Consider the following 21,142-nt stretch of genomic DNA (forward strand, 5'->3'; position numbering starts at 1 on the left):
CAGCGCGCCGAGCGCGTCGGTCGCGGCGTCGGCCCGCCCGGCGCCGCTGGCGGCCCAGGCGGCCTCGGTAGCGGCCTCGGCCTCGGCGGCGGTGCGCACCGAGCGGGAGGCGTGGCCCAGCGCCATCCGGGCGGCGTGCAGCGCGGTCCCGGCGTCCTCCACCGCGCGGTCGGCCTGCGCCCACCAGCCCGTCGGCGGCGAATCGCTGTCCGGCGACGCAGCAGCGTCCGGCGGTGGATCAGCTCCCGGAGGCGCAGCCGTGTCCGGCGATGCAGCAACGTCCGGCCGCGCAGCAGTGTCCGGCGGTGGCTCGGTGTCGCGCGCAGGTTCGGTCCCTGGCGGCGGGCCGGTGTCCGGCACGCCGGCGGGGCGGGTCTCCGCGTCGGCGGTGGCCCACGGGCACGGCATGCTGGGGTCGGGCAGCCAGTCGAACCCCCGGTCCTGCACTCCGGACACGTCCTCGGCGGTCCACGGGTCCGAGTCCCGGCCGGGCTGCTCGAGCAGCTCGCCGGCCAGCAGCCAGGCCTCCACCTGGTCCCACCAGGCGGCCAGCTCGGCCTGCTCGGCCTCCTGCCACGGCACATCGGCCGCGGATGCGGCCTCAGCCGGCGACCCGGCCGGCGAGGCGGTGTCCGCAGTCGCCGCCCGCGGCGCCCGGGCCGAGCCGGCGGCGTCGGCGTCGGCGTCGGCGTCGGCGTCGGCGTCGGCAGCGTCCTGCTCTACCGGTCCCGCGACCGGCGGCTGCCCGGCGAAGGCGCGGGCCAGCTGGCGGGCCATCTCCGCGGGCAGCACCTCCCCGTCCAGCTCCGCCGGAGCATCCCCACCCAGCATCGTGGCCACCGAGGCGACCAGGGTCAGCAGCACCCGCACCGGCGGCAGCTGGGACTCCCCCGGGCGCAGCACCAGCTCCAGCAGCGCATCGACCATCTTCTCCCCCCGGGTCCGCACCGCACCCCCGGGTTCGTCGACCAGCGACTCGGCGCACTGCACCAACGCGCCGTAGAAGGCCTTGGCCTCCGGCAGCGTGCAGTACACCCCGACCGTGGCCATGCCCTCGACCCGGTCCGGCCGGATCGACACCCCCCGCTCCTTCAACGCCCGGGCCAGCCGTCGCCCCGCCGCCGCCGCATCGCGCTGGGCCACCACCCGCCGCGCCTTGTCCCCCAACTGCGCCGGCGAAGTCACCGTCCGCCGCCTGGCCAGCCAGGCCAGCAGGTCGCCCTCCACCTCCGCGCGCAGCGCGTCATCGGCGATCGGGGCGACCTTGTCCAGCAGATGCCACAGATGCCCCACGTGCAGCACCCCGCACTCCAACGCCGCCAGCGTGCCCGGCAGCCGGTGCACCAGCGTCAGCGACTCCTCCAGCAGCCCCTCGGCGGCCTGCTGGGACAGGTTCAACGCGATCGCCACCTCCGGCGTCGCCCACTCACTGACCGACCGCAACACCTCCGGGCGCGCCGCCCACCGCTCCGCCGACATCGCCCCCCTCTCGCCCTGCCGCCGATCAGCACTGGCCGGCCGGGAGGCGGCGAACGCCGCCACCGCGCGAGCCTTCACCGCGGTCTGCCGGGCGATCTCCCGATCCGCCGCCTGCACCACACCCAACGGACCGCTCGCCCACCCCACAACAGGCGCGTCACCAGCCAGTGTGCTGGTCTGCGCACCGTCGTCCACGTGTTCGATCATATGTTCGGGTGGGCATGCGTCGCAAGAGGAAACTGCAGCTCAGCGGCACGATGCGACGCACGGGCCGACATGCCACGACGACGAGGAGGCCGCCGCGTCGCGCGGGCCGCGGGAGGCCGGAGGCCGGAGGCGGGAGGCGGGAGGCGGGCCGCGGGAGGCGGCCCCGCGAACCAGGGCGGTCACCCAGCCGGTGGCCGGGTGACCGCCGCGAGTCAGACGAGGAAGCGGTAGGCCGTCGTCCCGGGGGCGACGTGCTGGATGCGCAGCGGGCTGGCCTTGATCCGGGTCAGCAGGGCCGGGAAGTCCGCCGCACTGCCGAGCTCGATGCCGGTGAGCGCGGCCCCGGTCTCGCGGTTGTCGCGCTTGATGTACTCGAACAGCACGATGTCGTCGTCCGGGCCGAGCACCTCGTCGAGGAAGCGCCGCAGCGCGCCGGGCTCCTGCGGGAACTCGATGAGGAAGTAGTGCTTGAGGCCGCGGTGCACCAGCGAGCGCTCCACCACCTCGCTGTAGCGGCTGACGTCGTTGTTGCCGCCCGACAGCAGACAGACCACCGTCTGCCCCGGCTCGACCGGCACCAGGCCGCCGGTCAGCGCGGCGGTCGCCAGCGCCCCGGCGGGCTCGGCGATGACGCCGTCCACCTGGTAGAGGTCGAGCATCTCGGTGCAGATCTGTCCCTCCGGCACCGCGACCAGCTCGGCGCCGGAGTCGCGCACCAGCGGGTAGGTCACCGCGCCGACCCGGCGGACGGCGGCGCCGTCGACGAACGTGTCCAGCTGGGGCAGCTCCACGGGCTCCCCGGCCGCCAGCGCCGCGGCCATGCCGGCGGCCCCGGCCGGCTCGACGCCGATGATGCGGGTGCCGGGGCTGTGCTGCCGCAGCCACGTCGCGCAGCCGGCCAGCAGGCCACCGCCGCCGACGGGGAGGACGACGACGTCCGGCGGCGCGGGCAGCTGCTCGAGGACCTCCAGGGCCACGGTCGCCTGCCCCACCACGGTGGGGACGGCGTCGAAGGCCGGCACCAGCGTCGCGCCGGTGTCCCGCGCGTGGGCCAGCGCGGCGGCGGCCGCCTCGTCGTAGGTGTCGCCGGTGACCACCAGGTCGACCATCTCCCCGCCGAGCGCGGCGATGCGGTCGCGCTTCTGCCGTGGCGTGGTCCCGGGGACGACGACCGCGCCGCGCACCCCCAGCGCCCGGCAGGCGTAGGCGACGCCCTGCCCGTGGTTGCCGGCGCTGGCGCACACGACACCGGCGGCCTGCCGTGCGGGGTCGAGCTGGCTGATCGTGTTGTAGGCGCCGCGGATCTTGTAGGACCGGCCGACCTGCAGGTCCTCGCGCTTGACCCAGACGTCGGCCCCGGTCGCCTCGGACAACCGCGCGTTGCGCTGCAGCGGCGTCCGCTCGACCACCCCGGCCAGCCGGCGGGCGGCGGCCTCCACCTCGGCGCCGACGCGCTCCGGCACCAGGACGTCGTCGACACTTCGGGACACAGCGGTCACGGGCACCATCCTGCGCGACGACGGCAACCGGCCGGCGCCCGCCCCGGCCGGTCGGCGGGGACCCGCAGCACCCGGTCCCCGGTCAGACGACGCCGCGTTCGCACAGGCGGGCCAGGTCCTCGGCGTCGACACCGGCGAGCTCGGCGAGCACCTCGGCGGTGTGCGCGCCGAGGTCCGGTCCGACCCCGCGCGTACTGCCCGGGGAGCGCTCGAGCTTCGGGACCACGCCGGGGAAGGTGACCGGGCGGACCGTGCCGGGCTCCACCTCGACCTCGTGGCGCACCAGCATGTCCCGCTCCGCGTAGTGCGGGTCGGCGAGGATGTCCGCCGCGGCGTACACCGGCCCCACGGGCACGCCGGCGTCCTCCAGGACGGCGACGGCCGTGGCCAGGTCCCGGCCGGTGGTCCAGGCGGTGATCGCCGCGTCGATCAGCTCCCGGTGCGCCACCCGGCCGGCGTTGTCGGCCAGCCGCGGGTCCTCGGCGAGGTCGGCCCGCCCCACGGCGGTCATCAGCCGGCGGTAGACGGCATCCCCGTTGCCGCCGACGATGACCCACGAGCCGTCCCCGGTCGGGTAGGTGTTCGACGGGACGATCCCCGGCAGCGCCGCACCGGTGCGCTCCCGGACGACGCCGTACCCGTCGTGCTCGGGCACGAGGTCCTCCAGCACGCCGAACACCGCCTCGTACAGGGCGACGTCGACCGTCTCCGGTGCGGGCTCGCCGCCCGACCGCTCGCGGCGCAGCAGCGCCATCAGCGCACCGACGGCGCCGTAGAGCCCGGCCAGCGAGTCGCCCAGGCTCACGCCGACCCGGACCGGCGGCCGGTCGGGGTCCCCGGTGAGGTGGCGCAGCCCCCCGACGGACTCGGCCACGCTGGCGAACCCCGGCCGGCCCCGGTACGGGCCGGTCTGCCCGTACCCGCTGATCCGGACGAGGACGACGTCCGGGCGGACGGCGCGCAGCTCGTCCGGACCCAGGCCGAGCCGCTCCAGCGTGCCGGGCCGGAAGTTCTCCAGCACGACGTCGCTGGCGGCGACCAGCCGGAGCGCGATGTCCCTGCCCTCGGGTGAGCGCAGGTCGAGGGTCACCGACCGCTTGCCCCGCGCCATGGTGCGGAACAGCAGCGAGGTCCCACCGGTGGCCCGCCGCCAGCCGCGCAGCTCGTCGCCGGTCCGCGGCCGCTCGACCTTCACCACGTCGGCACCGAACTCGGCGAAGACGCGACCGGTCATCGGCGCGGCGATGAAGTTGCCGAGCTCCAGGACGCGGATGCCGGCCAGCGGCCCGCTGCCGGGCGGTGCCGCCGGGTCGTCGACCGCCGGGCTCACGGCTCGACGTACTCGTTGGTGTAGGTCCCCTCGACCTCGACCTCGGCCTGGGCGATCTCCGGCTGGCTCGCGGCCAGCACGTCCCGGACCGCCTCGGCACCGGCCTGGTCGATGGCGCCGGTCGGGTTGTAGGCCTCCTTGAGCGCCTCGACCGCCCGCGCGTAGAGCGCGGTGTCCTCGCCGACGAGCTGCGGCGGCATCTCCGCGGCGATCTCCTCGCCCGAGTGCTGCTGCACGTAGTCCAGCGCGCAGGTGATGGCGTCGGCCAGCTTGTCAACCGTCTCGGTGTTGGCGTCGATGTAGTCCTGGGTCGCGTAGAGGACGGCGGCCGGGTAGGTGTCGGTGCCGTAGACCTCCTGCACCCCCTCGACGGTGCGGGTGTCGGCGAGCAGCTGGAGCTCCCCGACGCGGGCCTCGAGCTGGCCGATGGACGGGTCGAGCATCACCGCGGCGTCCACCTGCCCCTGCTCCATCGCGGCGACGGCGGTCGCGTCGGCCCCGATGGCCTGCACGGACGCGGCGTCGGCCGGCAGCCCGGCCTGCGTCAGCAGGTGCTTGAGGAAGAAGTCGGTCGACGAGCCGGGCGCCGTGACGCCGACCGTCCGGCCCTGCAGGTCCTCGATCGAGTCGATCTCGCCGGCGGCGTCGGGCGCGACGGCCAGCACCAGCGCCGGGTAGCGCAGCATGTTGACGAAGGCCGTGACGTCCTGGTTCTTGGCCGCCATCTGCACCGTGTGGTCGTAGTAGCCCGAGGTGACGTCGGTGCTGCCGCCGATCATGGCCTGCAGCGCCTTCGAGCCGCTCTGCAGGTCCTGGATCTCGACGTCGACCCCCGCCTGCTCGTAGCAGCCGATCTAGTCGGCCAGGGTCGTGGGCAGGTAGGCCAGCAGGGGCTGGCCGCCGACGCCGATGCTGACCGGGCCGGTGTCGGGCTCCCCGGACCCCGAGGCGGACGGGGCGGCGGAGTTGCAGGCGGTCAGGCTCACCGCGGCGGCGAGGGTCAGGACCGTGCCGACGGTGCGGGGACGGAGCGGACGCGAGGTCGGGCGCATGACAGGGGTCGCCTTTCGGACGGGCTTGCCGGAGGGGGACGAGGGGGGCGCGGGGTCAGACGACCTCGGCGTGCGACGGCTCGGGCCGCCAGCGCAGCAGGTGCCGTTCGACCCGGTTGACCAGCAGGTCGACGACGATCACGAAGACGGAGAGGACGACGATCCCGGCGAACACGCCGGTGGTGTCGAAGGTGCCCTCGGCCTGGGCGATGACGTAGCCGATGCCGCTGGCCGAGCCGAGGTACTCCCCCACGACCGCGCCGACGATCGCGAACCCGACGCTGACGTGCAGGCTAGAGAAGATCCACGACAGCGCGCTGGGCAGGAACACGTGCCGGATGAGCTGGGACTCCGAGGCCCCCAGCATGCGGCTGTTGTCGACGAGGACCCGGTCGACCTCGCGGACGCCCTGGTAGGTGTTGAAGAAGACGATGAAGAACACCAGCGTCACCGCGAAGGCGACCTTCGACCAGATTCCCAGGCCGAACCAGAGCAGGAAGATCGGCGCGAGGACGACCCGCGGGATGGCGTTGAGCGCCTTGACGTAGGGGTCCAGCACCGCGGCCAGCAGCCGCATCCGGGCCAGGGCGAAGCCGACGACGAGGCCGAGGACCGCGCCGATCACCAGCCCGTAGAAGGCCTCCTGGAGGGTGATCAGCAGGTCGTCGTAGATCTCCCCGGTGGTCAGCCAGGTCCACACCCGCTCGGCCACCGCGCTCGGCGAGCTGAAGAAGAACGGGTCGAGGACGTCGATCCGCGAGAGCAGCTCCCAGCCGCCGACGAAGGCGACGGCGACCGCGACCTGCAGGAACAGGACCAGCGGCGAGATCCGGCGCCGGCGCCGGCGCACGGGGCCGGCGTCCGGACCGGTGGCCGCATCCGGCCCGACGGCGGCGTCGGGGGCGACGTCGACCGGGCGGGCCTCGGCGTCGTCGAGGGCCGGCTCAGCCGTTCGAGACCGCGAGAGCGCGTCGCTCATAGCTCTTCATCACCTCACTGCGCAGGTCGGACCAGATGGCCCGGTACAGGTCCTGGAAGGCGGGCGTCGTGCGGATGTCCATGAGGTCGCGGGGCCGCGGCAGGTCGATCGGGTAGGTGCCGACGATGCGGCTGGCCGGACCGGCGGAGAGCAGCACCACCTCGTCGGCGAGGCTGATCGCCTCGTCGAGGTCGTGGGTCACGAAGACGACGGTCTTGCCCGAGCCGGTCCACAGCCGCAGGAGCTGGTCCTCCATCAGCTGCCGGGTCTGGACGTCGAGGGCGCTGAACGGCTCGTCCATGAAGATGAAGTCCGGGTCGACGATCCAGCTCTGCGCGACCGCGACGCGCCTGCGCATGCCGCCGGACAGCTGGTGGGGATAGGCGCCGGCGAACGGGCCCAGGCCCACGCGCTCGAGCCACTCCCGGCCCCGCTGCTCCCGCTCGGCGCGGCCCACGCCCTTCATGCGCGGCCCGAGGGTGACGTTGTCGAGCACCGTCCGCCAGGGCAGCAGCGCGTCCTGCTGGAACATGTACGAGGCGCGCTTGTTCAGGCCCTCCAGCGGCTCGCCGAAGATCCGCACACTGCCCTCGCTGGGCGGCGCGAGCCCGGCGGCGGCGTTCAGCAGGGTCGACTTGCCACACCCGGTGGGGCCCACGACCGAGACGAAGCGCCCGGCCGGGACGGCGAGGTCGATCCCGCTGACCGCGGTGTACACGCCCCCGTCCGACGTCGGGAAGCGTTTGACCATGCCGGTCAACTCGATGGCGTACGGGGCGTCAACCACGCGCGGTTCCTCCTCCACTGGCCTGCTCTCCCTGGGTGTGGCCGAGTCGCCGGGACAGCCGGTGGGCGGCCCGGAGGACGTCGGCGGTCCGGATGGGGACGACGTCGGTCTCGAAGCGCTGGACCGGGCAGGCGATGCCCACCACGGCGGCCAGCTCGCCGCGGGCGTCGAACACCGGCGCGCTGACCGACGCCGCGCCGGTGGTGCGCTCCTCGACGGTCACCGCGAAGCCCTCGTGCCGAGCCTCGGCCACGGCCTCCCGGAGCCGGTCGACCCAGGTGATGGTGTGCTCGGTCAGGGCCGGCAGCGGCAGGTCGTCGAGCGCGGGCGCGCCGCGGTCGAAGGCGAGGAAGACCCGGCCGGCCGAGCCCGCGTGCAGCGGCAGCACCTGCCCCACGCCGAGGACCTGGATGACCGAGTGCGGCGACTGCGCGACCGCCACGCAGACGTGGTGGGCGCCCTGGCGGACGAACAGGCAGGCGCTCTCGCCCGTCGCGTCGCGCAGCGCCTCGAGCACCGGGGTCGCCGTCCCGACCAGGTCGAGGCCCTCCGCGGCGACGGCCGCCCACCGCAGCATCGCGACCCCGGGGCTGTACCGGTCGCCGCGCCGGTCGAGGAACTCCTCCTCGACCAGGGTCTGGAGCAAGCGCAGGCACGTCGTCGCCGGCAGACCGGTGACCCGCTGCACCTCGCGGGCCGACAGGGCCGGCGCCCCCGGGGTGAACGCGTCGAGGACCTGGCGCACCTTCCGCAGGACGAGGACCGGCTTGCGGGACGGCGACTCCGCGGCGACCGGCCGCCAGGTCGCCTCCGTCGCGTCGTCGCCCTGCCCCGGGTCCGGCACCGCGCCACCTCCGGTTCGCGGTAGGTGAAGTCCACATCGTGGATCCGTCTCCCACGTCGTGGTGACGGACGCTACAGAGTTAGGTGTGACCTACGCAACGAACCGGACATGACCGCTGTGTGACGCCGGCACGGGCGGCGCCCGGTGCGGCTCGGCCCGGAGGCCGGTCCGGCCTCGCGGTCCGGCGTCCCGCCACGGCCGCCGGCGCCCCCGACCCGCGCCGCCCGCACGCGGCGGTGGCCGCACACTGGGGCGGTGAGCCCGGAGACCCTCGACAGCCCCGGAGCCCGGCGGGGCGTCGTCCGTCTGCTGAACACCACCGGCGGGCGACTGCTCTGCCTGGCCGGCGCGGTCGACGCCGCCGCCGTCGACGCCTTCTGGCGGCGCTACGGCCGCGAGCCGGCGCGCATCGACCGCATCGACGCCCGCTCGGTGACGGCGCTGTCCGAGCCCGGGCGCGAGCTGCTGCTCGACCACGTCCGGGCCGCCGAGCTCGCCGGCCGCCCGGTGGAGCTGCGCCCCTCCCCCGCGGTCACGCGCGTGCTCACCGGCCGCGAGCCCGGCGCCGGCACCGACTGACTCCGCCGCCGGGCGCCGCGGCGTCCCCCACGTCCTCGTGCCCGGCCTCGACCGGCGAGTCCGCCGGACGAGGCCGGGCACGGCCGGACCTCGGACCGTTCAGCCTCGGATGAGGTCCCCGAACCGGGCGCAGCTCTCGTCGATGGCGGCCTGCGCGGCGGGTGAGACCGTCCCCATGTCGAAGAAGCCGTGGATCAGGCCGTCGTAGCGCTGCACGTCCGCGCGGACACCGGCCTTCTGCAGCGCTTCGCCGTAGGCCTCGCCCTCGTCGCGCAGCGGGTCGTACTCCGCGGTGACGACGACCGCCGGCGGCAGGCCGGTCAGGGCGGCGCCGTGCAGCGGGGACAACCGGGCGTCCTTGGCGTCCTCCCAGGCTCCGGCGTAGTGGCCGTAGAACCAGTCCATCGTGTCCTTCTCGAGGAAGTAGCCCTTGGCGTTCTCCACGCGGGAGGGGTAGTCGCCCTCGGCGTCGACCGCGGGGTAGATGAGGAACTGCCCGGCCAGCGAGGTGCCGTCGGCGGTCAGCTGCTGGGCCACGACGGCGGCGAGGTTGCCGCCGGCGCTGTCGCCGGCGACCGCGAGCCGGTCGTCCCCGCCGAGCTCGTCGAGGTGCTGGGCCACCCAGCGTGCCGCGGCCACCGCGTCCTCGGCCGCGGCGGGGAACGGGTGCTCGGGCGCCAGCCGGTAGTCGACGGCGATCACCACGGCGCGGGACCCCCGGCAGACGTTGCGGGCCATGTTGTCGTGGGTGTCCAGGTCACCGATCACCCAGCCGCCGCCGTGGAAGAAGACGACGGTCGGGAACGGCCCCTCGCCCTCGGGCCGGTAGACCCGCGCCCGGAGGTCGCCGCCGGCGCCGGGGACGGTGCGGTCCTCGGTGCTCGCCACGGGGACGAGCTGCTCGGGGGTCCGGGCGCCGTGGGTGAGCTGGAGGTACAGGGCGCGCCCGGCCTCGGGGCTCCCCTCGTACATGGGCGGCATGCCCGACTCGTCCAGCATGGTGAGCAGGGCGGCGGTGTGCGGGTCGACCGGCACGGGATCTCCTGACTTGTCGGTGACGGAGGTGGACGGCGGAAGGGTGGGCATCCGCCGGTGGATCGCTGACCCCGCTCAGCTGTAGAGCAGGGACTTGTCGTCGAGGTCGGCCGCGGGCAGCGTCGTCCGTTCCTGCGCGTACTCCAGCAGGTGGGTCCACGGCTCGCGGTCACCCTGCTTGAACATGAGGTGCATCGAGCGCATGACGTAGCCGGCGTTGAAGTTCTCCGGGTCGGCCCACGGCCGCAACGGCATGTCCGCGTCCTCGGGGCGCAGGGTCGGGACGACCATCGTGGCGCCCTGGTCCTGCATGTGCGCCAGCAGCCGGCAGACGAACTCGCTCACCAGGTCGGCCCGCAGCGTCCAGCTGTGGCGGAAGTAGCCGAACACGTAGGCCATGTTCGGCACGCCGCTGATCATGACGCCGCGCCAGGTGACGCGTGCGGGGAAGTCGACCGGCTCGCCGTCGACGGTGAACGCGACCCCGCCGAAGAGGCTCAGGTCGAACCCGGTGGCGGTGACGACGACGTCCGCCTCGAGTTCCTCCCCGGAGGTCAGCCGGATGCCGGTCTCGGTGAACGTCTCGATGGTGTCGGTGACCACCGACGCCCTCCCCTCGCGCAGCGCGGTGAACAGGTCCCCGTCGGGGACGACGGCGAGGCGCTGCTGCCACGGGCGGTACCGGGGGTTGAAGTGCTTGTCGATGTCGAACCCCTCGGGGAGCAGCGGGCGCATCGACTCGATGAGGAACGTCCGCAGCTCGTCCGGGGACTCGAACGACATCCGGGTGATCTCGTCGCCCTCGGCGATGTAGGCGCGCCGGAGGATCTCGTGCGTCCACTCGTCGGGGACGTCGAGGGCGCGCAGCGTCTCCGCCAGCTCGTGGGTCTTCGGGCGCGCGAAGAAGAACGTCGGCGACCGCTGGAGCATCGTCACGTGTCCCGCGGTCTGCGCCATGGCCGGGACGAGGGTCGCCGCCGTCGCACCGGAGCCGATGACGACGACGCGCTTGCCGGCGTGGTCCAGGTCGTCGGGCCACTGCTGGGGGTGGACGACCTGGCCCTGGAAGCGGTCCATGCCCTCCCACTGCGGCCGGTAGGGGCCGGAGTGGTCGTAGTAGCCCTGGCACATCCACAGGAAGTCGGTGGTGAACCGCAGGTGCTCCCCGGTGTCCTCCCGCGCGACCTCCACCGTCCAGCGCCGCTCCTCGGTGGACCAGCTCGCAGCGGTGACCCGGTGCCGGTAACGGATGACGTCGCCGAGGTCGTTCTCGTCGATGACCTCGTCCAGGTAGGAGAGGATCTCCTCGGAGGTCGCGATCGAGGGCCCGCGCCAGGGCTTGAACTTGTAGCCGAAGGTGAACAGGTCGCTGTCGGAGCGGGCGCCGGGATACCGGTGGGTCCACCACGTGCCGCCGCGACTCTCCAGCGCGTCGAGGATGGCGAAGGACCTGCCGGGGAACTGCTCCTTCAGATGGTGGGCGGCGCCGATCCCGGAGATCCCCGCGCCGACGATCAGCACGTCGACGTGCTCGGTCTCCTGCGCCGCCTCGACTGCCCGTTCGGTCAGCGTCATGCCCGCACTCCCACTCTCTCCGTGATCTGGACCACACGCGACGTTAGGAAACCGACTGCGATGTGAGCCATGGCACAATCGGCCACGAATTGACAGATCCGGCCAACTCCATCGACGCCGCCGCCCGCGGCACGGGCAGCGCGGCGCTGCTCTGCGCGCTCGCGGCCGAGCACGGACTGCCGCGCGCACGGGTGCTCGCCGGCACCGGCATGGACGAGGCGGCGCTCAGCGACCCCTCCGCGGAGATCACCGCGGCTCAGGAGGTGCGCCTCATCGCCAGGCTCACCGCCGAGCTGCCGGAGACGATCGGCCTGACGGCCGGCGCGCGCTACCGGCTGACCACCTACGGCATCTGGGGCTTCGCCCTGCTGTCGAGCCGCACGATCCGGGAGAGCAACGAGGTGGCCATGCGCTTCCTCGACCTCACCTACGCGCTGACGCGGATCAGCGCCCAGGAGGACGGCGACGAGTTCGCGCTGTTCTTCGACGACCTGGACCTGCCCGAGCCGGTGCGGCGGTTCGTGCTGCTGCGCGACACCACGGCGGCGCTGCACCTCTGGCGCGAGCGGCTCGACCGTGCGGTCGTGCCGCTGCGGGTGGCGCTGCGGCTGCCCGAGCCCGCGGACCCTGGGCCGTACGAGGCTGCCTTCGGGGTGCGGCCGGTCTTCGGGGCGGCGCGCTCGGTCGTGGCCTTCGACGTCGGGCTGCTCGACCACCCGCTGTCGCAGGCGGCCCCGCTGACCGCCGCCCTGTGCGAGGCGCAGTGCCGTGACCTGCTCGAGCGCCGGCAGTCGCGCCGCGGCACCAGCGGCCGGGTACGGGACCTCCTGCTGCGCGATCCGCGGCGGATGCCCGGTCAGGCGCAGGTCGCCGCCGAGCTCCACATGAGCGAGCGGACGCTGCGCCGGCAGCTCGACGAGGAGGGGACGAGCTTCCGCGCCGTCCTCGAGCAGACCCGCGAGCACCTCGCCGAGGAGCTGCTGGTGACCGCGGGCCTGAGCATCGAGCAGGTCGCCGCACGCATCGGCTACGCGGAGGCGTCGAGTTTCGTGCACGCCTTCCGTCGGTGGAAGGGCACCAGCCCGCGGCGCTGGGCGCGGTCGTCCCGCGCCGGCGCGGGCGGGTGAGACGGCACGGGACGTCCGCTCGGGCTCCCGCCCCGTCCGCACCCGACCGGACCTCGGACGCTGGGCGACCCGGCCGGGACGCCGACCAGCGGGGGTGGACCGGCTACACCCGGGGTACGCGGCGGCCATGAGCGGGAAGTCGGCGGAGGACTACGCGGCGGACTACACGGACCCGGAGCTGCGCGCGCGGCTCAAGGAGGAGATCAAGGCGGGCGACCGCGGCGGCCGGCCGGGGCAGTGGAGCGCCCGGAAGAGCCAGCTGCTCGCCCACGAGTACGAGGCGCACGGCGGCGGCTACCGGCACGAGGGCGAACGCACCGAGTCGCAGCGGCACCTGCAGGAGTGGACCGAGCAGGAGTGGCACACCGCCGACGGCGGCGAACGGGCCCGCGGCGCCGACGGGACCCGGCGGTACCTGCCCGACGCCGCCTGGCAGCTGCTCAGCGACGAGGAGAAGCGGGCCACCGACCGCCGGAAGCGGAGCGGCGACGAGCAGCACGTGGCCGACACCGACGCCGCGAAGGAGGCCCGGAAGGCCGCCGAGCTGCTCGACGTCGACGCCGCCGAGGCGCGCAGGCGCGTGTCGGCGATGAGCGGCGACTCCCAGCTCGACCGCACCGAGCGGGCCGAACGCGAGCTGGGCACGGGACGCACGACGGTGCTCCAGGCGATCGAGCGCCGGCGCGACCGCTCCTGAACGCCCCGCTGACGCGTACGCACCCCGCCGCTGCGGGCGCCCTCCGCGTGACCAGGTGCCCCGGCTGCGCCGGGTCAGCCCTCCGGCTGTGGGTCGTCGACCTGGGGGTGCGGGTCTTCCCCACGGTCGCGGGCGCGCGTGGCCCCGGGCAGACCCGAGGCCACCTGGTGCAGGTCGTCGATCAGCTCGAGCATCGCGCGCAGGTCCGACGGCATCCGCCCCAGGTCGGCGGTGCTCGGCAGCTCGCCGGCCTCCAGCCCCCGGAGCACCCGCGGGACCTGGTCGAGGAGGGCGGCCAGGGTGGCCGTCCGGTCCTCCGTGAGCACCGCGGGGAGGCGGTCGAGCAGCGTGGCCAGCGCGCGGGCTCCCTCGTCGGTGAGCTCGCGGTCGAGACGGACGAACACGCGCATGGCCGCCGCCGCCTGCCCGTGCCCGAGCAGGTCCTGGGTGCGGTCGAGGTGCTCGTCGGCCAGCAGCCGGTCCAGCCGGGCGCCGAGCCGGGAGAGCCGCTCGTCGTGCAGCACCTCGCCGACGCGGGCCACCACACGCGGGACGCCGTCCTCGGCGAGCAGGGCGTCGAGCCGGTCGAGGAGCCGGCCGACGCGCTCGTCGGTCGCCAGATCCAGCAGCCGGCCGATCCGCTCGTCGGTCAGGAGGTCGAGGACCCGCTCGACCCGGCCGTCCGCCACGAGGTCGACGGCGCGGTCCAGCCGGTCCAGCCGGTCGGCGGACAGCAGGCGGTCCAGCCCGTCGCCCAGCCGCGGCAGCCGGCCCGAGGACAGCAGCCCGTCGAGTGCGTCGAGGGCACGCGGCACGACGTCCGCCCGCGCCCGGACCTGGTCGACCGCGCGGGTCACCGCGTCCACGCGGTCGGGAGCGAGCGCCGCGCCGAGCCGGTCGACCAGCGCACCGAGGGTCGTCACCCGCTCGGGGGTCACGACGCCGGCGACCCGCTGCACTACCCCGGTCGCCGTCTCGACGACCTCCGGCGCCGCGGCCGCCGCCCGGGTCACGGCCGGGCCGGCAGCGTCGAGCAGGGACCGCGCCCGGCGGAGGACGTCGTCGGCGAGCGGCAGGAGGCCCTCAGCGCGGGGCAGGGCCGCGCCGAGGGTGCGGACCGAGTCGGCGAGCGCTCGGGGGAGGTCCAGGAGGTCCGAGGGACCGGGCAGGGGCAGGCGCACGGGCGGGTCCTACCCGCCTGCCCGGTCCCGAGTCATCCGCCGACCGGTCGATCCGCGAGCCACGCCAGGAGCTCGGCCGACGCGCGGCGGAGCCGTTGCTGGCAGAGTCACGGGCAGGGTCACCGGCACGAGCAGCCGGCGTTCGAACCGGTCCTCGTCGTCCGGGAGCCGAGCATGGTCCGCCGGGACGTCGTGGCCGATCGGGAGGGGAACAGGTGAGGGTCGCGCTCTTCGCCACCTGTCTGGTGGACACAGTGGCGCCGCAGGTCGCCATGGCGACGGCGAGGCTGCTCGAGCGGCTGGGGCACGAGGTCGTCGTCCCGCCGGGGCAGGCCTGCTGCGGGCAGATGCACGTCAACACCGGCTACCGGCGCGAGGCGGTGCCGATCGTGGCCAACCACGTCCGCGCCTTCGCCGGCGCGGAGGTGATCGTGTCGCCGTCCGGGTCGTGCGTGGCCTCGATCCACCACCAGCAGGCCATGGTGCTGCGCCGGGCCGGCGAGGAGCAGCTGGCCGCCGAGGCCGAGGCGCTGGCCGAGCGGACGTACGAGCTGTCGCAGTTCCTCGTCGACGTCCTCGGGGTGACCGACGTCGGCGCCTACTATCCGCACCGGGTCACCTACCACCCGACCTGCCACTCGCTGCGGCTGCTGCGGGTCGGGGACCGGCCGCTGCAGCTGCTGCGCGCGGTGCGCGGGCTGGAGCTGGTCGAGCTGCCGGCCGCCGAGCAGTGCTGCGGTTTCGGCGGCACGTTCTCGATCAAGAACTCCGACACCTCGACGGCGATGCTGACCGACAAGATGGCCAACATCCTGTCCACCCACGCAGAGGTGTGTACCGCCGGTGACGCCTCCTGCCTCATGCACATCGGCGGTGGGCTCTCCCGGCTGCGGTCGGGGACGCGGACCGTGCACCTGGCCGAGATCCTGGCCTCGACGGAGGACGCCGTGAGCCCGCACCAGACCACCCGACCGGCCATTTCCGCGGAAACCGCCGAGGTGCCGGCATGACCACCGCTCCCGAGCGCACCGGGCCCACGCCGCTGGCCCCGGGTGCGCCCCGGTCCGGGACGACGTTCCTCGGCCTGCCCACCGCGCCCCGCGGGGTCGGCCACCTGCGCGGCGACCGGCCGTTCCCGGACGCCGCCCGCGACGCGCTGCGCGACGGCCAGCTGCGCGCCAACCTCGGTCACGCGACCAGCACCATCCGCGCCAAGCGCGCCCGGGTCGTCGGCGAGGTGCCCGACTGGGAGGCCCTGCGTCAGGCCGGCAAGGCGCTGAAGACCGCCACCATGGCCCGCCTCGACGAGCACCTGCTCGAGCTCGAGCGCCAGGTGACCGCGCGCGGCGGCACGGTGCACTGGGCCCGCGACGCCGACGAGGCCAACGCGATCGTCACCCGGCTGGTGCAGGCCACCGGCACCGACGAGGTGGTCAAGGTCAAGTCGATGGCCACCCAGGAGATCGGCCTCAACGAGGCACTCGAGGCCGCCGGCATCACCCCGCACGAGACCGACCTGGCCGAGCTGATCGTGCAGCTCGGGGACGACGCGCCCAGCCACATCCTGGTGCCGGCGATCCACAAGAACCGCGCCGAGATCCGCGAGATCTTCCTGCGCACGATGCCGCAGTTCCAGGGGCCCGACGCCGACCGCGACCTGCCCGACGAGCCACGCCGGCTGGCCATGGCCGCGCGCACGCACCTGCGGGAACGGTTCCTGCGGGCGAAGGTGGCGATCAGCGGCGCCAACTTCGCCGTCGCCGAGACCGGCACCCTCGCGGTGGTGGAGTCGGAGGGCAACGGCCGGATGTGCCTGACCCTGCCGCAGACGCTGATCACCGTCATGGGCATCGAGAAGCTGGTGCCGACCTGGCGCGACCTCGAGGTGTTCCTGCAGCTGCTGCCCCGCTCCTCCACCGGCGAGCGGATGAACCCCTACACCTCGATGTGGACCGGCGTCACCCCCGACGACGGCCCGCAGGAGTTCCACCTCGTGCTGCTCGACAACGGGCGGACGGCGGTGCTCGCCGACGAGGTGGGCCGCGAGGCGCTGCACTGCATCCGCTGCTCGGCCTGCCTCAACGTCTGCCCGGTGTACGAGCGCACCGGCGGGCACTCCTACGGCTCGGTGTACCCGGGCCCGATCGGCGCCGTCCTCTCCCCGCAGCTGACCGGGGTCGAGGACAACGCCTCGCTGCCGTACGCCTCCTCGCTGTGCGGCGCCTGCTACGACGCCTGCCCGGTGGCCATCGACATCCCCTCGATCCTGGTGCACCTGCGCGCCGAGCACGTCGAGGCCCAGGAGAAGCTCACCCCCGAGGCGGCGGCCTTCAAGGCGCTGGCGAAGGCGATGTCGAACCCGCGGCTGTGGCGGCTGACCCAGCGGGCCGCGGGGCTGGGCCGGTTGCTCGCCCGCGGGAAGCCGACGATGCCGCCCGTGCTGCCACCACCGGCCTCGGGCTGGACCCGCAGCCGCGACCTGCCCACCCCGCCGCGCGAGACCTTCACGCAGGCCTGGGCGCGGGAGCACGGACGATGAGCGCGCGCGAGGAGGTCCTGAGCCGGATCCGCACCGCGCTGGGCGAGAACCGCCCGGACGTCGGAGTCCCTCGCGACTACCGCACCGCAGACGAGCGCCCGGCCGAGCAGCTGCGCGAGGTCCTCGTCGACCGGCTCGAGGACTACAAGGCCTCGGTGCTGCGCTGCGGCCCGGACCAGGTGGGAGCCACCGTCGCCGCCGCCCTCGACACCGGGCTGGGCGCCGGCTGGGACCCGGCGTCGGTCGTCGTCGCCCCCGGGGTACCGGCCACCTGGCGGCCGGACGGCGCCACCGAGGATGACGGCCGCCCCGCCGTGGAGCTCGCCGCGTTCGCCGCGACGCTGACCGGGGTGGCCGTGGCGATCGCCGAGACCGGCACGCTGGTGCTCGACGGGACCCCGCTGTCCGGACGGCGGGCGGTCTCGCTGCTGCCCGACTGCCTGGTCTGCGTGGTCGAGGCGGGGCAGGTCGTCGGCGGTGTGCCCGAGGCGCTCTCCCGGCTCGGCCCGACCGCGCCGCTGACGATGGTCAGCGGCCCGTCGGCCACCAGCGACATCGAGCTGCAGCGGGTCGAGGGCGTGCACGGCCCGCGCACGCTGGTCGTGGTGCTCGTCGCCTGACGCCGCCGGGAGCATCGCAGCGAGCGCCGGCGAGCGAGGAGCGGACCGGCGGCGGAAGGCGACCCGTGGGCATCGTCGGCTGAGGTCCGGCGGCCGGCCGGCTGACGGAGCCGGCCGGCCGGACACCTCACCGGAGGACGACGAGCAGGTCACCGCCCTCCACCTGCTGGACGGCGCTGATCGCCAGCCGCTCCACCGTGCCGCCGACCGGGGCGGTGATCGCGGCCTCCATCTTCATCGCCTCGATGGTGGCGATCGGCTGCCCGGACTCGACGGTGTCGCCCTCCTTCACCTGCAGGGTGACCACGCCGGCGAAGGGCGCCGCGACCTGGCCGGGGTCGCTGCGATCGGCCTTCTCGGCGGCCTTGACCGCGGCGTCGACCGAGCGGTCGCGCACCGAGACCGGCCGCAGCTGGCCGTTGAGCGTGCACATGACGGTGCGCATGCCGCGCTCGTCGGGGTCGCCGATCGCCTCGATGCCGATGAGCAGGGTGACGCCGGGCTCGAGGTCGACGCTGTGCTCGACGCCGGAGCGCAGGCCGTAGAGGAACTCCTTGGTGGGCAGCACGGAGACGTCGCCGTAGGAGTCGACGTGCGCCTGGTACTCGCGCGTGGGCCCCGGGAAGAGCAGCCGGTTGAGCGTCTCCCGCGGCGCCTCGGCCAGCCCGCGCTCGTCGTCGACCGACAGCTCGGCCGGCGGCTCGGCGGGACGGCGGCCCTCCAGCGCCCGGGTGCGGAAGGGCTCGGGCCAGCCGCCGGGCGGGTCGCCCAGCTCGCCGCGGAGGAACCCGATCACCGAGTCGGGCAGGTCGTACTTGCCGGGCTCGGCGGCGAAGTCCTCGACGCTGACGCCAGAGCCGACCAGCTGCAGCGCCAGGTCGCCGACCACCTTGGACGACGGCGTGACCTTGACCAGCCGGCCCAGCAGCCGGTCGGCGGCGGCGTAGGCGTCCTCGACCTCCTCGAAGCGCTGGCCGAGGCCCAGGGCGATCGCCTGCTGGCGCAGGTTGGACAGCTGCCCGCCGGGGATCTCGTGGGTGTACACGCGCCCGGTCGGCGCCGGCAGGCCGGACTCGAACGGCGCGTAGACGCGGCGCACCGCCTCCCAGTACGGCTCCAGGTCGTTGACCGCGGCGAGGTCCAGGCCGGTGGCCCGCTCCGTGGCGTCGGTCGCGGCGACGATCGCCGACAGCGGCGGCTGGCTCGTCGTCCCGGCCATGGAGGCGACCGCGCCGTCCACCGCGTCGACCCCGGCCTGCCACGCGGCCAGCAGGGTGGCCAGCTGCCCGCCGGCGGTGTCGTGCGTGTGCAGGTGCACCGGCAGGTCGAAGCGCTCGCGCAGCGCGGTCACCAGCCGCGCCGCCGCGGGCGGGCGCAGCAGGCCGGCCATGTCCTTGATCGCGAGCACGTGCGCGCCGGCGTCGACGATCTGCTCGGCCAGCCGCAGGTAGTAGTCCAGCGTGTAGAGGTCCTCACCGGAGTCGGAGAGGTCGCCGGTGTAGCAGAGCGCCACCTCCGCGACCGCCGTCCCCGTCGCCCGGACGGCGTCGATCGCCGGGCGCATCTGGCTGACGTCGTTGAGCGCGTCGAACACCCGGAAGACGTCGATGCCGGTCGCCGCCGCCTCGCGGACGAAGGCGTCGGTCACCGCCTCGGGGTAGGGCGTGTAGCCCACGGTGTTCCGGCCGCGCAGCAGCATCTGCAGACAGAGGTTGGGCACCGCCTCGCGCAGCGCGGCCAGCCGGTCCCACGGGTCCTCGTGCAGGAAGCGCAGCGCGACGTCATAGGTGGCCCCGCCCCACGCCTCCAGGCTGAACAGCTGCGGGGCGGTGCGGGCGACGTGCCCGGCGACGGCGAGCAGGTCCTTGGTGCGCACCCGGGTGGCCAGCAGTGACTGGTGCGCGTCGCGGAACGTGGTGTCGGTGACCGCCAGCGCCGTCTGCGCGCGCAGCTGTGCCGCGAAGCCCTCCGGGCCCGCCGCGAGCAGCCGCTGGCGGGAGCCGTCCGGCGGCGGGGCGCCCAGGTCGACGGCGGGCAGCTTCTCCACCGGGTCGACCAGGTGCGGGCGCTCCCCGTGCGGCTGGTTCACCGTGACGTCGGCCAGGTAGGTGAGCAGCCGGGTGCCGCGGTCGGCGGAGCTGCGCGCGGTGAGCAGGTGCGGGCGCTGCTCGATGAACGACGTCGTGATCCGGCCGGCGGCGAAGTCCGGGTCGTCGAGCAGCGCCTGCAGGAACGGGATGTTGGTGGCCACGCCGCGGATGCGGAACTCGGCCACCGCGCGGCGGGCCCGGGCGACCGCGGTGGGGAAGTCCCGCCCGCGGCAGGTGAGCTTCACCAGCATCGAGTCGAAGTGCGCGCCGACCTCCGCGCCCAGTGACGAGCCGCCGTCGAGCCGGATGCCGGCGCCGCCCGGCGAGCGGTAGGTGGTGATCCGGCCGGTGTCCGGGCGGAAGCCGTTGGCCGGGTCCTCGGTGGTGATCCGGCACTGCAGCGCCGCACCCCGCAGCTGGATGGTGTCCTGCGACAGCCCCAGGTCGGCCAGGCTCTCCCCCGAGGCGATCCGCAGCTGGCTCTGCACCAGGTCGACGTCGGTGACCTCCTCGGTGACCGTGTGCTCGACCTGGATCCGCGGGTTCATCTCGATGAAGACGTGCCGGCCCTCCGCGTCGAGCAGGAACTCCACCGTGCCGGCGTTGACGTAGCCGATCGCCCGGGCGAAGGCCACCGCGTCGGCGCAGATCCGCTCGCGCAGCGCGGGGTCCAGGTTGGGCGCCGGCGCGAGCTCGACCACCTTCTGGTGCCGGCGCTGCACCGAGCAGTCGCGTTCGAAGAGGTGGACGACGTTCCCGGCGCCGTCGGCCAGGATCTGCACCTCGATGTGCCGCGGGTCGACGACGGCCTGCTCGAGGAAGACCGTCGCGTCACCGAACGCGGACTCGGCCTCGCGCATCGCCGCCTGCACCGCGCCGGCCAGCTCCGCGGGCTCCTCCACCCGTCGCATGCCGCGCCCGCCACCACCGGCGACCGCCTTGACGAACACCGGGAACGGCAGCTGCTCCGCGGCGGCCAGCAGCGCGTCGAGGTCCGCGCTCGGCTCGCTGGACGCCAGCACCGGCAGGCCCGCGTCCCGCGCCGCGGCGATCGCCCGGGCCTTGTTGCCGGTCAGCTCCAGCACCGAGGCCGGCGGGCCGACGAAGGTGATGCCCGCCTGCGCGCACGCCTCGGCCAGGTCGGGGTTCTCCGACAGGAAGCCGTAGCCGGGGTAGACGGCGTCGGCCCCGGCCCGCTGGGCTGCGGAGACGATCTCGTCCACGGAGAGATAGGCCCGGACCGGGTGCCCCACCTCGCCGATCTGGTAGCTCTCGTCGGCCTTGAGCCGGTGCACCGAGTTGCGGTCCTCCCACGGGAAGACGGCCACCGTCTCGGCACCCAGCTCGTAGGCCGCGCGGAACGCCCGCACCGCGATCTCGCCTCGGTTGGCGACCAGCACCTTGGTGAACACAGCACTCCTCCGGTTCGGGACGGCTCGATGAGCCTCCCAGAGACGACGAGGGCGGGCATGGCGTCGTCCCGCGGTGCGCGGCCCGGCCCGAGGAGGGCCACCTCCATGAC

18 protein-coding genes are annotated in these 21,142 nt (G+C 74.6%); 6 read left to right on the top strand and 12 right to left on the bottom strand.

The window, feature by feature from the left end:
* The 8 genes from CNO22_RS02560 to CNO22_RS02595 form a co-directional block, all read right to left on the bottom strand.
* Positions 1-1,596: DUF222 domain-containing protein (locus tag CNO22_RS02560; protein WP_157936760.1), on the bottom strand; the 1,596-nt coding region annotated here is incomplete at its 3' end.
* A gap of 302 nt (positions 1,597-1,898) precedes the next feature.
* Complete coding sequence (ilvA, locus tag CNO22_RS02565) at positions 1,899-3,185, bottom strand: threonine ammonia-lyase IlvA (protein ID WP_232806740.1); 1,287 nt, start codon at positions 3,183-3,185, stop codon at positions 1,899-1,901.
* Between the two features lie 82 nt (positions 3,186-3,267).
* Entirely contained in the window at positions 3,268-4,515 is a 1,248-nt protein-coding gene (locus CNO22_RS02570) for a CaiB/BaiF CoA transferase family protein (RefSeq protein ID WP_100497793.1), read from the bottom strand.
* The gene (locus CNO22_RS02575) at positions 4,512-5,369 is read right to left on the bottom strand and encodes an ABC transporter substrate-binding protein (protein WP_100497794.1); all 858 of its coding nucleotides are present in this window, start codon (positions 5,367-5,369) and stop codon (positions 4,512-4,514) included. The genes CNO22_RS02570 and CNO22_RS02575 overlap by 4 nt, the downstream gene beginning before the upstream one ends.
* On the bottom strand, positions 5,370-5,567 hold the full coding sequence (locus CNO22_RS02580; protein ID WP_100497795.1) for a hypothetical protein: 198 nt from the start codon (positions 5,565-5,567) through the stop codon (positions 5,370-5,372).
* Between the two features lie 55 nt (positions 5,568-5,622).
* On the bottom strand, positions 5,623-6,546 hold the full coding sequence (locus tag CNO22_RS02585) for an ABC transporter permease (RefSeq protein ID WP_198588057.1): 924 nt from the start codon (positions 6,544-6,546) through the stop codon (positions 5,623-5,625).
* Positions 6,512-7,333, bottom strand: coding sequence for an ABC transporter ATP-binding protein (locus CNO22_RS02590; protein ID WP_198588058.1), 822 nt, complete (start codon positions 7,331-7,333; stop codon positions 6,512-6,514). The genes CNO22_RS02585 and CNO22_RS02590 overlap by 35 nt, the downstream gene beginning before the upstream one ends.
* A complete protein-coding gene (locus tag CNO22_RS02595; protein WP_100497796.1) occupies positions 7,326-8,177 on the bottom strand; it encodes an IclR family transcriptional regulator in 852 nt (283 codons plus the stop codon). Before CNO22_RS02595 ends, CNO22_RS02590 begins: the two co-directional genes overlap by 8 nt.
* Positions 8,178-8,432: 255 nt before the next feature.
* On the opposite strand from CNO22_RS02595, the gene CNO22_RS02600 reads away from it, so the two are divergent.
* Complete coding sequence (locus CNO22_RS02600; protein WP_100497825.1) at positions 8,433-8,756, top strand: hypothetical protein; 324 nt, start codon at positions 8,433-8,435, stop codon at positions 8,754-8,756.
* A 99-nt stretch (positions 8,757-8,855) separates the two neighbouring features.
* Here the strand turns inward: CNO22_RS02600 and CNO22_RS02605 are convergent, their stop codons facing one another.
* Together CNO22_RS02605 and CNO22_RS02610 are read right to left on the bottom strand one after the other, a co-directional pair.
* Positions 8,856-9,791: an alpha/beta hydrolase gene (locus CNO22_RS02605; RefSeq protein WP_100497797.1), complete on the bottom strand. Its 936-nt coding sequence runs from the start codon at positions 9,789-9,791 to the stop codon at positions 8,856-8,858.
* 75 nt (positions 9,792-9,866) lie between these two features.
* Positions 9,867-11,366, bottom strand: a complete 1,500-nt coding sequence (locus CNO22_RS02610; protein ID WP_100497798.1) for a flavin-containing monooxygenase — start codon at positions 11,364-11,366, stop codon at positions 9,867-9,869.
* A gap of 62 nt (positions 11,367-11,428) precedes the next feature.
* Here CNO22_RS02610 and CNO22_RS02615 point away from each other — a divergent pair, with 62 nt between their 5' ends.
* Complete coding sequence (locus CNO22_RS02615) at positions 11,429-12,493, top strand: AraC family transcriptional regulator (RefSeq protein ID WP_198588059.1); 1,065 nt, start codon at positions 11,429-11,431, stop codon at positions 12,491-12,493.
* Positions 12,494-12,620: 127 nt separating this feature from the next.
* On the top strand, positions 12,621-13,190 hold the full coding sequence (locus CNO22_RS02620) for a hypothetical protein (RefSeq protein ID WP_100497799.1): 570 nt from the start codon (positions 12,621-12,623) through the stop codon (positions 13,188-13,190).
* A 74-nt stretch (positions 13,191-13,264) separates the two neighbouring features.
* On the opposite strand, the gene CNO22_RS02625 is transcribed toward CNO22_RS02620, so the two are convergent.
* Entirely contained in the window at positions 13,265-14,371 is a 1,107-nt protein-coding gene (locus CNO22_RS02625; protein WP_100497800.1) for a coiled-coil domain-containing protein, read from the bottom strand.
* A 215-nt stretch (positions 14,372-14,586) separates the two neighbouring features.
* On the opposite strand from CNO22_RS02625, the gene CNO22_RS02630 reads away from it, so the two are divergent.
* The 3 genes from CNO22_RS02630 to CNO22_RS02640 are packed head-to-tail and all read left to right on the top strand — an operon-like array spanning position 14,587 to position 17,530.
* Complete coding sequence (locus CNO22_RS02630) at positions 14,587-15,381, top strand: (Fe-S)-binding protein (protein ID WP_100497801.1); 795 nt, start codon at positions 14,587-14,589, stop codon at positions 15,379-15,381.
* Positions 15,378-16,910 (top strand): LutB/LldF family L-lactate oxidation iron-sulfur protein, encoded by a 1,533-nt coding sequence (locus CNO22_RS02635; protein WP_198588060.1) that lies wholly within the window; start codon positions 15,378-15,380, stop codon positions 16,908-16,910. The genes CNO22_RS02630 and CNO22_RS02635 overlap by 4 nt, the downstream gene beginning before the upstream one ends.
* Positions 16,907-17,530, top strand: coding sequence for a LutC/YkgG family protein (locus CNO22_RS02640; protein WP_100497802.1), 624 nt, complete (start codon positions 16,907-16,909; stop codon positions 17,528-17,530). Before CNO22_RS02635 ends, CNO22_RS02640 begins: the two co-directional genes overlap by 4 nt.
* Before the next feature lie 127 nt (positions 17,531-17,657).
* On the opposite strand, the gene CNO22_RS02645 is transcribed toward CNO22_RS02640, so the two are convergent.
* Positions 17,658-21,032, bottom strand: coding sequence for a pyruvate carboxylase (locus tag CNO22_RS02645; RefSeq protein ID WP_100497803.1), 3,375 nt, complete (start codon positions 21,030-21,032; stop codon positions 17,658-17,660).
* Positions 21,033-21,142 lie beyond the last annotated feature (110 nt).

Source organism: Geodermatophilus chilensis (genome assembly GCF_002802985.1).
GTDB classification, from domain to species: Bacteria; Actinomycetota; Actinomycetes; order Mycobacteriales; family Geodermatophilaceae; genus Geodermatophilus; species Geodermatophilus chilensis.